The sequence below is a fragment of the Runella sp. R5_40 genome, from assembly GCF_057652295.1.
The window spans coordinates 26,810-41,745 of sequence record NZ_JBYFCH010000016.1 but is presented as its reverse complement, the minus strand read 5'-3'; the positions used below and the strand labels follow the sequence as shown (position 1 = coordinate 41,745).

General features: G+C 47.2%; 14 protein-coding genes. All 14 read left to right on the top strand.

Annotation, left to right across the window (positions count from 1 at the left end; all coding sequences use genetic code 11):
- Nucleotides 1-7: 7 nt before the first annotated feature.
- The 14 genes from AC23N5_RS22140 to AC23N5_RS22075 all read left to right on the top strand — a co-directional run bounded on the left by AC23N5_RS22140 (nucleotide 8) and on the right by AC23N5_RS22075 (nucleotide 14,886).
- Nucleotides 8-772, top strand: a complete 765-nt coding sequence (locus tag AC23N5_RS22140; RefSeq protein ID WP_487757295.1) for a DUF2490 domain-containing protein — start codon at nucleotides 8-10, stop codon at nucleotides 770-772.
- Nucleotides 773-855: 83 nt separating this feature from the next.
- Entirely contained in the window at nucleotides 856-1,404 is a 549-nt protein-coding gene (locus tag AC23N5_RS22135) for a hypothetical protein (RefSeq protein WP_183973929.1), read from the top strand.
- A gap of 95 nt (nucleotides 1,405-1,499) precedes the next feature.
- Complete coding sequence (locus AC23N5_RS22130; RefSeq protein ID WP_487757294.1) at nucleotides 1,500-1,724, top strand: hypothetical protein; 225 nt, start codon at nucleotides 1,500-1,502, stop codon at nucleotides 1,722-1,724.
- A gap of 160 nt (nucleotides 1,725-1,884) precedes the next feature.
- Nucleotides 1,885-2,988: a hypothetical protein gene (locus tag AC23N5_RS22125; RefSeq protein ID WP_487757293.1), complete on the top strand. Its 1,104-nt coding sequence runs from the start codon at nucleotides 1,885-1,887 to the stop codon at nucleotides 2,986-2,988.
- A gap of 60 nt (nucleotides 2,989-3,048) precedes the next feature.
- Nucleotides 3,049-3,942: a hypothetical protein gene (locus AC23N5_RS22120; RefSeq protein WP_487757292.1), complete on the top strand. Its 894-nt coding sequence runs from the start codon at nucleotides 3,049-3,051 to the stop codon at nucleotides 3,940-3,942.
- 8 nt (nucleotides 3,943-3,950) lie between these two features.
- A complete protein-coding gene (locus AC23N5_RS22115; RefSeq protein WP_487757291.1) occupies nucleotides 3,951-5,498 on the top strand; it encodes a vanadium-dependent haloperoxidase in 1,548 nt (515 codons plus the stop codon).
- An 83-nt stretch (nucleotides 5,499-5,581) separates the two neighbouring features.
- Nucleotides 5,582-6,025 carry an SgcJ/EcaC family oxidoreductase gene (locus tag AC23N5_RS22110; protein WP_487757290.1) on the top strand — a complete coding sequence of 148 codons (444 nt, stop codon included), beginning with the start codon at nucleotides 5,582-5,584 and terminating at the stop codon, nucleotides 6,023-6,025.
- A 22-nt stretch (nucleotides 6,026-6,047) separates the two neighbouring features.
- Nucleotides 6,048-6,596, top strand: a complete 549-nt coding sequence (locus AC23N5_RS22105; protein WP_487757289.1) for a hypothetical protein — start codon at nucleotides 6,048-6,050, stop codon at nucleotides 6,594-6,596.
- 97 nt (nucleotides 6,597-6,693) lie between these two features.
- Nucleotides 6,694-7,251: a carboxymuconolactone decarboxylase family protein gene (locus AC23N5_RS22100; protein ID WP_183973941.1), complete on the top strand. Its 558-nt coding sequence runs from the start codon at nucleotides 6,694-6,696 to the stop codon at nucleotides 7,249-7,251.
- Nucleotides 7,252-7,282: 31 nt separating this feature from the next.
- The gene (locus AC23N5_RS22095; protein WP_487757288.1) at nucleotides 7,283-10,057 is read left to right on the top strand and encodes a TonB-dependent receptor; all 2,775 of its coding nucleotides are present in this window, start codon (nucleotides 7,283-7,285) and stop codon (nucleotides 10,055-10,057) included.
- Nucleotides 10,058-10,062: 5 nt separating this feature from the next.
- Nucleotides 10,063-11,286, top strand: coding sequence for an MFS transporter (locus tag AC23N5_RS22090; RefSeq protein ID WP_487757287.1), 1,224 nt, complete (start codon nucleotides 10,063-10,065; stop codon nucleotides 11,284-11,286).
- Between the two features lie 73 nt (nucleotides 11,287-11,359).
- Complete coding sequence (locus tag AC23N5_RS22085) at nucleotides 11,360-12,724, top strand: vanadium-dependent haloperoxidase (RefSeq protein WP_487757286.1); 1,365 nt, start codon at nucleotides 11,360-11,362, stop codon at nucleotides 12,722-12,724.
- A 109-nt stretch (nucleotides 12,725-12,833) separates the two neighbouring features.
- Nucleotides 12,834-14,288, top strand: coding sequence for a vanadium-dependent haloperoxidase (locus AC23N5_RS22080; protein WP_487757285.1), 1,455 nt, complete (start codon nucleotides 12,834-12,836; stop codon nucleotides 14,286-14,288).
- Nucleotides 14,289-14,337: 49 nt separating this feature from the next.
- Nucleotides 14,338-14,886 carry a carboxymuconolactone decarboxylase family protein gene (locus tag AC23N5_RS22075; protein WP_487757284.1) on the top strand — a complete coding sequence of 183 codons (549 nt, stop codon included), beginning with the start codon at nucleotides 14,338-14,340 and terminating at the stop codon, nucleotides 14,884-14,886.
- Nucleotides 14,887-14,936: the final 50 nt, after the last annotated feature.

The following is a 14,936-nucleotide window of genomic DNA, read 5'->3' as shown; positions in this document are numbered from 1 at the left end:
TTATTTGATGAAAAAGCTACTTCTAGTGTTAGGGTGTGCATTGAGCATTGCTACTCAAGCCCAAGATTTAATGCTATACGGAATTTCGCCTAGTTATTCCCAAGCAGGGAAATTCACCAAAAAGCTAGGGTACAATATAAATGCCTCTTCGGTGATGAATGCCTTTAGCCAGACCGTCGATGGAAAACGTTTTCCAAGTGGGCACACGCACCTTGTTTTACACGGCTTGGCAACTTATCAGGTGTCAAAACCGCTAACGATTGCCGCTGGGTACGCGTTTGGGAGACACAGTATTTTTGGACTCCGCGAAAACGAACATCGCCTGATAGCGCAAGCGACATACCAACACAAACTTGGGAATTTTATCATAACCCACCGTGGCCGCTTCGAGTGGCGGCAACCCACTAACTTACAGACCCGTATCACTTCTCAGGCGTCCATTGGACGTTATCAAGTATGGGCAACTTTGCCTTTGTACGATCCCAAAAAAGAAAAACAAGGCTTTTTCTTGTCGGCCTCTAACGAAGCATTTTTATACTTTAAAGGAGCAACAAACGGTCCAGTGAGCTCACGCAACGGGTCATTGGTTTCGGAAAACTGGATGCACCTCGGCGGAGGATATAATTTTGGACTGACTCGGGCCGAATTGGGATATTGTTTTCAGGCTTTGGTACGTAATAAAGCCCAAGACTATCGTTTCTTTAACCTGCTCCAACTTAATATTTATCACACAATTAATTGGAATGATATTCAATATTGGTGGTATTTGTGAGAAGTTAGGCACGAAAATTGTTATTGTTTGTATGATAGTATTTTAAAGTTTTCAATACCTTTGGGGTAAAATTTCATTATTCCTTGAAAAAATTAACTGCAATCGGTCTCCTACTACTGCTGCTCTACAATATGTTTGGGCTGACAGTAACCGTTTTGCTTTTTGACAAGGATTTTAGAACAGCATCGCCGACCGCCGCAAACGACGAGTGGCAAACCCTCAAAATGCACCTCCCTACGCTTCCTTATAATACAACCTGGGAAAATGCGCAAGGGCAGGAAGGATTAATCAGACATGGGGATGAGTTTTATAACGTGACCGAACAACGTCACGAAAATGATACTTTGTACGTAACTATGAAAACCAACCAAACAGCGCGTGATCGCTTTTTTGAGTTGGCCGATCAAATTCAAGAGATGACCGACCAAACGGCGCAGTCGCCCGATAGCCCAATGGGGAAAGCGGTGAAACTCTTGTCCGATTTATTGAAAGTTTATCTTCCCACTTCTATCATGGAATGGCCTACTGCTCAGGTGATTAAAACTTTGAGCCAAGAGAACTATGCCACACCAACACATTCATTGCTTCAAGCTGTTTTATTGCTTCATTGTCCGCCTCCAGAGCACGTTTAATGAAAACTATGGGTGAAGACTGCCTCAAGGGTAGCTCATTCAAATAGGCTATTTATCGCCTATTGACAACCATTTTTCATTAACCCAAGCTCATAATGAAGACACTTATAGGGGTACTATTACTATTGGCTACGGCTCTGCTTACCTGTAGAGATACGCAAGCAGCTAAAAAGTGGTCTAGTAAAAGCGCGCAATTATGTACTCGTCCGAACGAAGTTCGTACGTTTAGCCTTTCAACAACCAGTGAAACATCGGTAAAAGACATACCGCCAGTGGGGTGTGCTTTGCCAATGGCGCAGCTAGAAAAGGTAGTACAATAACGCTCCTGTAACAAATTCATCTATGTTAATGCTGGGTTGAAAACAAATCATTTTCAACAACCCTCTTTCGTAAGCTGACGAAAGGCCGTCGTTATTGAGCAAATTGCTTTCTGACGTAGCTCCTCGTTTGTACACGGAAGCCTAAGATTATCATAACCAGATGAAAAAAATTATATACTCTCTAATCGGTTTATTTTTAGCCAATGAAAGCTTTTCGCAAGGTTGCGTAGCGGTTCGTCACATGAGTTGTGCAGCTACTAATTCGCTTACATCTTCCGAATATTTTAAACAAAAAAATGCCCAGTGGCAGGTCAACATGGGCTACCGCTATTTTCGTTCGTACAAACACTTTGTGGGCGATGAAGAGCAAAAACACCGCGTAGAACAGGGAACAGAAGTAATCAACTTGTCGCACGCACTAGATTTGGGAATTAGCTACCAACCCAACGCCCGTTTGTCTTTGGGGGTTAATTTGCCCATTCAATACAACGACCGTTCTTCGCTTTACGAACATTATGGAAATGCAGTCAGTGGCAATCCTGATCAAAAACGTTTTCACACAAAATCGCAGGGTATTGGCGACGTACGTATCTCGGCAACGTATTGGATGATAAATCCTTACAAACTACCAAAGTTTAATTTTGCCATCGGTGGTGGTCTTAAATTGCCAACGGGCAACTACCACGTTACCGACGCGTTTCACAAACTCAATAAAGAAAAACAAGATTATACCATCGTCAAACCCGTTGACCAGTCGATTCAGTTGGGGGATGGTGGCGTAGGTTTTAGCTTAGAAACCCAAGGTTATTGGCAAATTGCTAAAACAACAACGGCTTATTTCAACGGATTTTATTTGTTTAACCCCAAAGAAACCAACGGTGTCGTACGTAGCCCAGAAGCTACTACCATTGATTTAGTCACGGGGACATTTTCAGTGGCTGACCAATTTGCAGCGCGTGCGGGCGTGAGCCAAACGTTTGCCAAATATTTCTCGGTGATGTTGGGTGGTCGTGCCGAAGGAGTTCCTGCCATTGATGCCATCGGTGGAAGCAGCGGTTTCCGCCGCCCAGGCTACATTATTTCGGTAGAACCTGGTGTTGCTTTTATGAAGGGTAAATTTTCGGCCGCCGCTACGGTGCCTTATGCACTTTACCGCAACCGTACTAGAAGCTATTCTGACCGCCTCGACCCACTTGGGGTACGTCACGGAGATGCAGCATTTGCCGACTACTTGGTTTCGGTAAACATTAGTCGCTGGTTCTAACGTATAGGTATAGCGTTATATTTTTTGATGAATTATAATTACGTATTAATAGATTATTGAATGAAAAAGTTACCTCTTTTATCGACGATAGCAGCAATTTGCTTCTCATTGTCGGCCATGGCCCAGATGCCCAACGACGCGATCTACATGTCGAAAGGGCAGGTGTGTGTAGCTACCATGTACACCAATAGTTCTTGGAAAGAATACTGGGAAAATACCCTCAAGCGCGAAAACCTCAACATTGGCACGCATACCACTCAGAGCGTGATGGTGATGCCAGCCATTGGGGTGAGCAATCGCCTAAACGTGATGTTGGCTTTGCCTTATGTTTGGACACAAACATCGGCAGGTAACTTGATGGGACAGAAAGGTTTACAAGATTTGTCGGGATGGCTCAAGTGGAAAGCTGTTGATGTGAAAGGATTCTCCTTAAATGGTTTAATTGGAGCTTCTATCCCAGTGAGTAAGTACGTGCCCGACTTTTTACCGATGTCGATTGGGCTTCAGTGCCGTACGGTGTCAGCGCGTATTTTGCCTAGCTTTCAGCACAAATCAGGGGCGTATGTGACGGGGCATTGGACGTACTCATGGCGCAGCAACATTCACGTGGATCGGGATGCGTATCAGGCCGATGACCGTGTCTATAATACCAACGAAGTGAGTGTTCCTAATGCCACCGATTGGGGCGCAAGGGTAGGGATTTTGAAAAGAAAATGGCAAACAGAAGTGTTTGTGGAGAACTTCTCTTGTGTAAACGGGGATAATATTCGCCGCAATGACATGCCTTTCCCAACCAACAACATGGAAGCCACTACCGTGGGCTGGTACGGAAAACTTCAGCCCAAAGCCTTGGGAATGAACGCCCGCGTAAGCTACGTAACCAACGGCCTCAACATGGGACAAAGTACGAGCATAATGGTAGGGGTATTGTATTTGTTTAATTTCAAAAAGTAATAATGGCCATGAAAAAATATTTTCCATATTTGAAATATAGCGGCATTACGCTGGCAATTTTAGTGGGCGTGTTTGCCTGTGATAAAACCATTGAAGAACCACAACGAGTAGGCTATACCCCTGCCAGTGTCGATGAAAAAGCAGGGGCGTGGAAAACCTATTTGTTGGCTTCTGCTGAGGAAATCAGTGTACCTGCACCTACGGCCGTAACGTCATCGGATTATGTGGCCGAATTAAGCGCTTTGAAAGGTTTGGCCAGTAACCTGAGCCAAGAGCAAAAAGAAGCCGTGGTGTATTGGGGAGCTGGAGCGGTGTATCGTTGGAACGAAATTGCCCGTGAGTTAGCGGCGCGTTATAATATTCCTCCCGCATCTAATGCCGACGGAAAATATCCTGTACCCGATGCGGCAAATCCATTGGCTGACCCTAAATTTCCGTTTGCTAACCCGCCTTATACATCGCGTGCGTTGGCGTATTTGTCAGTAGCTCAGTACGATGCGTTGGTGTCGGCGTGGAATTTTAAGTACAAATTTAAGCGTTCTGCTCCCTCAAAAGTGGATGCAAGTATTCCCGCAGCGTTGCCTGTATCGGCTTTGCCAAGTTACCCTTCAGAAGATGCGGTGGTGGCGGCAGCTTCGGTGACGATTTTAAAGGCGATGTTTCCTGGTGAAGTACCCTATTTGGATGCAAAATTAAAGGAACATTTGGCGAGTCGTCAGTGGGCAGGGATGAACGTTACCTCTGATTTGACAGCAGGTACCAACCTCGGCAATGCGGTAGCGGCCAAAGTAATGGGACGTGCTAGAACCGATGGAATGGGGGCTGCTAACAACCAAGCACTGACCGCAGGTATGATTGAAGCGGCCAAAAGCCGTGGTATCAAAGAGCCGTGGGTAAGCCAAGAAGCGCCTGCTCGTCCGCCGATGTTGCCTAACTTCGGAGCAGTACAAACGTGGAATTTTGACCGTAAAACGTTGGAGCAAATTCGTCCCGTGATGCCGTACGTAGTAGGTTCGGCAGAATGGCAAAAAGAGTTGGATGAGTTGAAAAGCATCCAAAATAAACAAACGCGCGAACAAGCGCGCATCGCCAACTACTGGGCCGACGGAGCAGGTAGCTACACGCCTCCAGGCCACTGGCACCGTGCCGCTGCCAATGCAGCGCACGAGGCTAAGTTCAGCGAAATCAAAATGGCTCGTACGTTGGCCTTGCTCGGAACGGCCGAAATGGATGCGGGTATTGCGTGTTGGGAAACCAAATACTATTACTATACGCCTCGCCCTCAGCAGTTTGGGGCAAAGACGTCGGTGGGTTTGCCTAACTTCCCGTCTTACACATCAGGCCACTCTACGTTCTCGGCCGCAGGAGCAACGGTATTGGGTTATATTTTCCCAGACCAAGCAGAGAAGTTTAACGCTCAAGCACAGGAAGCTTCGGTTTCACGTATTTACGGCTTGATTCACTACCGTATCGACTGCGACTTAGGTTTAAAGCACGGCAAAGTGATTGGAGAATACGCCATTGCTCGCGGAAAAGCCGACGGTTCTGGCTTGTAAAGACTTGTTTAACTTTCAATGAAAAACTCACCTTAATACTCATTTAAACAATCGCTTTATTGAGCGATTTCATATTAAAAACAATGAAACTAATCGTTACTTTACTTTTGACAGTGGCTAGTTACACGTTTGTAGCAGCCCAAACCACACCCTCTGAAATTTCACAATTATTGACCAATTGGCACAATGGCTTGGTAAAAGGAGACTTAGAAGGAGTAAACGCAATGTATGCGAGCGACGCGGTCTTTTTTCCGACGTTTATCAATAGTGCCAATACTCCAGAAGCGCGTAAAGCGTTCTTGACAACCTTGATTGCCAAAAAGCCCGTAGCGACTGTTAATAATGACCAACGGATTCGCATTTTTGGGGATGTAGCCACAAGTTCAGGGACGTGGATGTTTGACGTAAATGCCGCCGATAGTAGCCGCGAAAAAAAGCCCGTCCGTTATTTATTTGTGTATGAAAAAAGAGGAGGAAAATGGCTCATTATCGAACAACACGTTTCGGCCTTTCCTGAGAAAAAATAAGTAAAAACAAGGTACTAGCAACGTGAAAAGGTTCGTCTCTATACTACTTTTTGGGCTCTTGCTCTACAACATGGTAGGCTACTCGGTAGTCTATTGGTTGGGGGGCAATGTGGCGCTTGAAGTACAAAAAGACGAACCTCTTTCTGCTGTACAGGAAGGTGATTTTGTCACCGTAAAAGTGCCCGTTTCGCTGCCGTACCAAACCGATTGGACGGCACCCGAACCTGTCCAAGGCACCATCCAAGCAGGGAGTGAATTTTACGAAATGGTGGAGCAAATCATGCTCAATGATACACTTTTTATCAAATGTAAACCCAACCGCGACGCCCGCGCCAATTTTGAGGCGTTGTCAGAACACATTGACCAACACATTAAAAATCAGACTACTGAACTTCCGAAGCCGTCAAAGGCTTGGGCAGGGCAGTGGCTAAAAGAATACGTTTCGTTTCAACGGTTACACGTATTTTACGTAGTAGAATGGCTGACCGACTCCACACCGTTAACAACTTCTTTGTCTTCTTTCTTGTCTCGCACAATGCGAGTCGTTTCTCCGCCACCTGAGTTAGCGTGATTTTTAGCTTTTATTGGTTTTGCTCGTTTCCCTTTTGCCCTTTGTAGGGTATTGGGTGGAGTGTTGACTATTTCCTGAAAATCAATGACATTAACTCATGCCACATATTCCTCTTCCTGAGCATCTGCCTGGTATTACAGGGCTGCTCGAATACCGTTTGGACACAGCGCTGCCGATTCGTGACCTTACGCAGATTTTACTGCGGGGAGAATCTTCCCTGACGCAAGGCGAACGCGAGCTGATTGCGACGCTGGTTTCTTCTCGAAACTGCACCAATTTTTGCGAAGCTGCGCACACCAAAGCTGCTGATTTGCTGCTGGGCGAATCGGAAACGGCGCGTTTGGTAAAGCAAAATTTTGAAACCGCTCCCGTGAGCGACAAAATGAAAGCTTTACTGAACATCGCTGCCTTGGCACAAATCAATGGGAAATCGGTAACAACCGAAGCGGTGGAGCGCGCTCGCTTGGCGGGTGCTACCGACCTTGAAATTCACGACACGGTGTTGATTACGGCGTTGTTTTGCCTTTACAACAAGTACGTGGATGGATTGGCAACGGTCGCGCCATCTGACCCAGCATTTTACCAGACGTTGGGCGAACGCATCGTGGGACGCGGTTATACCCGCCCACCAGGTGGTTTTGTGGCTCCTAAATAATGCACCCTCTTTGTCAAAATCGTTAAATTCAATGAAAAAATATATATCATTTTTAGTCTTTCTGAGCTGTCTCGGATTGACTACCAATTTATTATTAGCCCAGCAAACGCGCCTGACAGGCACTGTCACTGACCCCGAAAATCAGCAGCCGTTGGTGGGAGTTTCGGTGGCGGTGAAAGGAAAAGTAATCGGGACAGTGACCGACGCCAAAGGGCATTTTGAATTGGCTACGGCCACGCCAGCTACCTTGGTGATTTCGATGGTAGGCTACGAACGTCAAGAAGTGATGGTGAAAGAAAAACAGCCTTTGGCGATTGCCCTAAAATCGGACGTGGCCGAGCTGAATCAGGTGATTGTATCAGCGTCGCGGGTGGAAGAAAGCAGTTTAAGGACGCCCGTAACCATCGAAAAAATGGAAGCTCGTGCTATCCAACAAGCACCCGCTGCCACGGCTTTTGAAGCCTTAAACAGCTTGAAAGGTGTGGACATGGTAACGAGCGGGTTGACCTTGCGCCAAATCAATACCCGTGGGTTTAACAACATCGGAAATAGCCGTTTTTTGCAGCTTACCGATGGCGTCGATAACCAATCGGCGGGTTTGGGTTTTGCAGCGGGGAGCTTTTTCGGGGTTTCGGACCTAGATGTGGAGTCGATTGAGCTAATTCCTGGGGCAGCTTCGGCACTGTACGGCCCAACCGCGTTTAATGGTTTGTTGATGACAAAAACCAAAAGCCCGTTTGATTTTCAGGGACTTACGGTGCAGCAAAAAGTGGGTATCAATCACGTCAATGATCCAAATGGAGGCGGAGCGAAGCCATTTTCCGAAACGGCAATTCGTTATGCCAAAGCCTTTAACAACCGTTTGGCGTTTAAATTGAATGCTTCGTACATCAAAGGAACCGATTGGTACGCAACGGATTATAGCGATATTGACCCCAATACACCCGTTGAAAATAGAGGAAACAACAACCCAGGGAAGAACGGACTGAACATTTACGGAGACGAAGTAGCTTCGACTTTGCCAGGCATCGGACGGGTGTCTCGTACGGGTTACTTGGAAAAAGACGTAACCACTTACGATGTATATAGCCTGAAAGCCAATGCCGCGCTTCACTACCGCATTTCGGATAAAATTGAGGCCATTTACCAAATCAACGTCAACCAAGGAACGGCCAATTATACCAGTAGTAGCCGTAACATGTTGCGCGATTTTCGTTTTACGCAACAGCGTTTGGAGTTGAAAGGAGCCAACTTTTTTATCCGCGCGTATTCGGTGGCCGAAAACTCCCAAAATGCGTACAATACCCGTTCGTTGGGGCAATTTATCAACCGTACTTGGGTAAAAGATTTGAGCGGAAACGTGGTGCCCATTGGGAAAGCAGATGCCACTTGGTTTGAGCGTTATGGCGCGGCTTACAACGGAAAAGTCAACGGAATTACTTCCCAAAACCACACGGCAGCACGGGCATTTGCCGACGAAGGGCGGATTTTGCCAGGAACACCTGCTTTTGACGCAGCCAAAGACAAGTACAGTCACTTGTACGGTTTGGAAGGCGCAGGCGTATTGAGTTTATGCAAAATGTACCACGTCGAAGGGTTGTACGATTTTACGCCGCACTTTGAGTGGGTGAGCATCCAAGCAGGAGGAAACTTGCGCTATTATGACATGAATACCAACGGAACATTGTTTGACGACAAAACCAATAAAGTGCGGGTCAAAGAATACGGGGCGTTTGTACAAGCGTCGAAAACGCTTTTTGAAGACAAGTTAAAGTTGACCGTTTCAGGTCGTTACGATAAAAACCAAAGTTTTGCGGGGAACTTCACCCCCCGAGCTTCGGCCGTTTTTTCACCCAATACCAACCACAATTTTCGGGTAAGTTACCAAACGGGTTTTCGTAACCCAACGGTCGTTGACCAATACATCAAACTGAACGTTGGTCCGTTGATTTTGTTGGGCGGTGCCCCTTCCAACTCGGCAGGGCTTAATGCCTACGAAAATTCCTTCACGGCGGCTTCGGTGGGTGCTTTTGGGGCGGCTTTCGGACAAGAAACAGCCGCAGGAACGCCGTTTGCGCAGGCCGTTGCGAAGCACAAAGACAAATTGGTCAAATCGGCTGTTCCCTACATTCGTCCTGAGCAAATGCAGGCGTTTGAAATTGGGTACAAAGGCGCCATTAACAACCGTTTGTTGTTTGATGTGAGTTATTACCACGGAAAATACACCAACTTCCTGATAAATCAAGTGGTGATTCGCCCCAACTCGGCGGCGGTGTTGGCGGCCGATGGAAGCATCAATCCTGCCGCAGCCCAAGAAATTTTGAGCACTACCACGCGTCAGACCTTCCAATTATATACCAATGCCGCCGATAAAGTATCGACCGACGGTGCCAGCGGAGGAGTGACGGTGTTGTTGGACAAAGGCTATCGCTTGGCCGCGAATGCCACGTGGGCGCAGTTCAATATTTTGGATGCTAACCCCAACAACGTTCCCGCTTTTAATACTCCCAAGTGGAAAACCAACGTCACGTTTAGCAACGCGCGCCTAACGGAAAAAGTCGGTTTTAGCGTGTCGTGGCACTGGCAAGACGCCTTTTTGTGGTACGGTACGTTCACTGAAAACCGCCCAGGCCCTGTTCCTGCTTACAATTTGATTGACGCGCAGGTTTCGTACAAATTGACGAAGCTAAAAACGATGCTCAAGTTGGGTGCTTCTAATTTGGGGAACAACTACGTGGTGCAGGCGTTTGGCTCGCCAGCAGTAGGGGGCTTGTATTACGTGAGTTTGACGTTTGATACCCACTAAGCCACATGTATAAAGCGATTCATACAAGGGAGGTATCGTCAAAAATCCCCCTTTGGGCGTTTGGGTGCTGTTTTATTAGCTATTTATTTGGCGGAACTGCGGCTACGCTCATGTCGGTCTATTTGCCCGTGGCCATTCCAGAACTATTGGGAGAAACCCGTATTTCGGAAGCTCGTTTGGGCGAAATTGGCGCATTCGTGGGCGCGGCCTTTTTATACGGATGGGGGCTTGGAGGGCTACTTTTTGGCTGGGTAAGCGACCGCATCGGCCGCGCAAAATCATTGACCTTGGTGACGGGGCTTTATGGCACGGCTACTTTACTAACGGCCTTTGTTCCAGACTGGTACTCGCTGATGGTTTGTCGTTTTTTTGCGGGAATGGGCATTGGAGGAGTGTTGTTGATTTCAACGGTTTATATCTCAGAAATATGGCCCGTATCATCTCGCCCCATCGCATTGGGCATATTGGCGGTGGCTTTCCCGATTGGCATTGTAGCTACGGGTGGCCTAAACGTACTTTTTGAAGAATGGCGTCAAGCGTTTTGGCTAGGACTGATTCCCATCGGGACGGCGCTTGCCATGTCGCTGTGGCTTCCCGAATCATGGGCTTGGGGAGCGTCGAAAATGGCTTCAACAGCCTCGAAATCCCCCCTGTGGAGTACCTCAAATCGTTATAATCTGCTGATGGGTATGGTCATTTTTGGGTCGGTATTGATTGGACTTTGGGGCATCTTTTCGTGGATTCCAACTTGGATTCAGTCATTGTTGCCCGAGGGGCAAAGCGGTCAGCAAGAGCGTGGTTTTACCATGATGTTGCTCGGTTCGGGAGGCATCGTTGGCGGAATTCTGTCGGGCTTTTTAATCAAAAAACTGGGTGTTCGTTCCACCTTGATTTTAACGTTTTTGGGATGCGCTATTCTGTCTTTGATATTGTTTTTAACCAATCGGCATTTTAGTCAATTGGTATATATCGAAATGGCCTGTTTGTCGCTCTTCTTTGGGATAAGTCAAGGCACGCTTTCGAGCTATATTCCCTTGCTTTTTCCGATTGCAGTACGCGCCACAGCCACGGGCTTTTGTTTCAACATTGGCCGATTTTTCACGGCAACCTCCGTCTTTTTTGTAGGGGCGATGGTCTCCTTTTTGGGAGGTTTAGGCAATGCCCTACTGACATTCTCAGCGGCGTTTGTGGTCGCTTTGGTGGGGGCTATTCTCAATAAAAATAGATGACGAATAGGGGTTGCTTTATAACCCATAAATAATTGATAAAGAATTTGATGACTCAAATCTAAAAGAATCAATTATGAACTCGTTGATAAAAAAATGGATCCCTTGGATGATGCTAATGGCGGTCGTGGCCGCCTGTAATCGCTCCCAAGACGTTACTCCCCAAAAACAACTGAATGAATACGACGCGAAAGTCGTGCTGAAATGGGGGGAATTGTTTTTAGAACTTGATCGCTATGCACCAGGCTACCGTCCGCCCGTGGCGGCGAGGGCTTTTGCCTACATTGGTTTAGCGGCTTACGAAACGGTGGTGTCGGGTACAAAAGAATACCAATCGCTTGCACCTTATTACGCTGGAATAAGCATACCAAAAGCCGAAGCGGGAAAAGCGTACCATTGGCCAACGGCAGTGAATGCCTCGTACCTGTCGATGATGTTGAAGTTTTTTCCGCACGTGAGTACCGACCAAAAGGCAAAAATAAACCAGTTGGGCGAATCGCTCTTCAAGGAGTTTCAGGCAGAAACCGATGCGGAGACTTTTGCGCGTTCGCGGGCGTTGGGCGAAAGCGTGGCTTCGGTCATGTTTGAGTATTCAAAAACGGATAAAAATGGACACGAGGCGTATTTGAATCCGCATCCTACGGATTATGTACCGCCGACGGGGGTAGGAAAGTGGCAACCTACAAAACCCGATTTTACGAGGGCTTTGTTGCCTTACTGGGGGCGCACGCGCACTTTCGCTATTACGGTAGAAGACAAAGTGGCCAAGCCACCCATCGAATACAGTTCGCAAATCACGTCGCAGTTTTTTGCGCAAGCGCTGGAAGTGTGCTCGTTTCCAGATAATTACGAAAATAGATGGATTGGTGAGTTTTGGAGCGACGATATTTTTGAACAGACGTTCGAGCCCGCCGCACGTTGGATTGCGATTGCTAACCAAGTAATGATACAAGAAAAAGCCCACCTCGAAACGGCCGTTTATACGTATGCCAAACTAGGAATGGGGCTGAGTGATGCGGGTGTGGCTTGTTGGAATTCTAAATACCTCTACAACGTAGAACGCCCGATTTCTTACATCAATCGCTCCATCAATCCGAAATGGATAACGCTGCTTGACAATACGGTAAGAAAAATGAAGGGAATTACGCCGCCCTTTCCCGCTTATCCATCGGGGCATTCGACGTTTGGGGCCGTTGCCGCCGAGATATTGTCAAACATCTTTGGCTATAAGTACGAAATGACCGATAAAAGCCATGAGTTTCGGGTGGAGTTTATTGGGAAACCTCGAAGCTTCCACAATTTCAACGAGATGGCCTATGAAAATGCCATCTCACGGATTTTGCTCGGGGTGCATTACCGCATGGATTGCGACGAAGGGCTGAGAATGGGGTATAATGTAGGCCGAAAAGTGAATGCAATGAAATGGAAACCAGTGAATTAGTGTAAAAGACAATACAAAATAATTGATAGGTAATTGATGACTTAAACAGGCTTATCGCCTGGTAAGCCTGTTTTTTATCAAAACCTAACAAGTAGAACGTATGGTAAAAATGGATAAAAAACGGAAGACAATAGCGAAAGTAAGCAGTTGGTTGGGACTTGGAATCATCTTTTTAGTGACGCCATTGCTTCAGGCTCAAAACAGAGATAAAGGCAACCTAAAAGATGCCTCGCTGCCCACGGCTTGGGCTAAAATGACCGTGCAAGTAATGGCGCAAGCGCAAAACAATACCCCTACGTATGGCTCCAGGGCATTGGGATACATTGGGCTTACGATGTACGAAACGTTGGTGCCTGCGTCTTCAACGCATCGTTCCATCGCGAAATCGCTTTGTGATACATTGTCGCTCGCTAAACCCAATAAGAACTATTCGTGGGAATTGGCCATGAATGCAGGTCAAGCGCACATTGTGAAGGCGTTTTATGGTTATGCCCAAAAAACGAGCGGCATCGACTCGTTGGAAAATGCCATTTACCAACAGTATTCTTCCCACGTTTCGCCTGCGGTCGCCGCAGCCTCGGTTGCTTACGGTCGGGCGCTGGCGAATCGTATCTATGAATGGGCCAAATTAGACGGTGGGCATGAGGGGCATTTGAGAAATTTCCCCAAAGACTATAAGCGACCAGAGGGACAAGGGAAGTGGGTGCCGCCTACTGTTGGTCAATCAAATTCTAAAATTCCGATGCATCCAACGTGGGGGCAGAACCGTACTTTTTCGTCAAAAAATGCCCAATTGCCTTTGCCCGAGCCTTTGGTTTACTCAACAGACACCACCAGTGAGTACTATAAACAATATACCGAAGTAGCAGAGCAAAAAAGAAAACTAACAGAAGAAGATCGAGCGATAGTCATGTGGTGGGGCGATGATCCTACCGAAACGTGCTCGCCCCCAGGGCATTCGTACCATTTGGCGACCATCGCCATTCTGAATAGCAATGCCGATGCCATCAAAGCGGCCGAAACTTACGCCCGCGTCGGGATGGCCGTGGCAGATGCGTTCATTTGTTGTTGGAAAGCAAAGTTTGCCCACATGGTTCAGCGCCCGTCGTCATTTATCAGGCAAACTCATCGGAAAAAAGAGCGGTATCCGGGAGAAATGATTAATTGGTTGCCGTTCTTCTTAGAGCCGCCTTTCCCCGCATTTTATTCGGGTCATGCTGTGCAGTCGGCAGCTACGGCTACTGTGTTGACCGAAATGTACGGCGACAACTTTTCATTCACCGACGCTACACATGCGGGGCGCAGTCCCAAACGTTACTACGTAGTCAAACCGCTTCCTGCCAAATATGAAGAACTGTTAGCAATGGGAGACTACATCCCCGAGTACCTTGAAAAAGAAGTGAAATTTCAGCCACGTCACTATGGCTCATTTTGGGAGGCGGCCAAAGAATGTGCGGAGTCGCGTTTGAAAGGGGGGATTCATACACGGCACGACAATGACGTTGGACTCGCAGAAGGGACTAAAATTGGCCAGAATATCAACGCATTACGCTGGCGGAAATAAGCGTAAAAAGTTATTCAAAAAACAACCCTTGTTAACTTAAAATACATTTATGCCACATATTTCATTACCCGAAGGTTTTCCTGGAATCCGTAGTTTGGCGGCTTATCGTCCTGATACGGGGGCGGCTTTGTATGCGCTGGCGGAAGCACTTTTGAGGGGCGATTCGTCTTTTTCGCAAGCTGACGCGGAGTTGATTGCCACCTTTACCTCGTCGCTCAATCAATGTACTTTTTGTACGTGTAGCCACGCCGCCGCTGCCCGTTTTCTGTTTGAAAGCAACCAAGACGTCGTCGATGCAGTCATGGCGGATTACCACACTGCACCGATTTCGGATAAAATGAAAGCGTTGTTGACCATTGCCAAATGTGTTCAAGAAGACGCCCGCACTGTTTCGGAAGACATAGTGGCCAATGCTCGCTTACTCGGAGCCACCGACCGCGAAATCCATGACACAGTGCTGATTGCGGCCACGTTTTGCATGTTCAATCGCTACGTGGACGGCTTGGCCACCGTGACCCCTACCGATGTTGCTGATTATATCCCAATGGGTGAACGTATGGGTACGCTGGGATATGTGCCGCCGAAGCCGATTGTTTGAGTAATAAAGGAATTGAACATGTAAGTCGCAAAAAGGTATTCACAAATTAA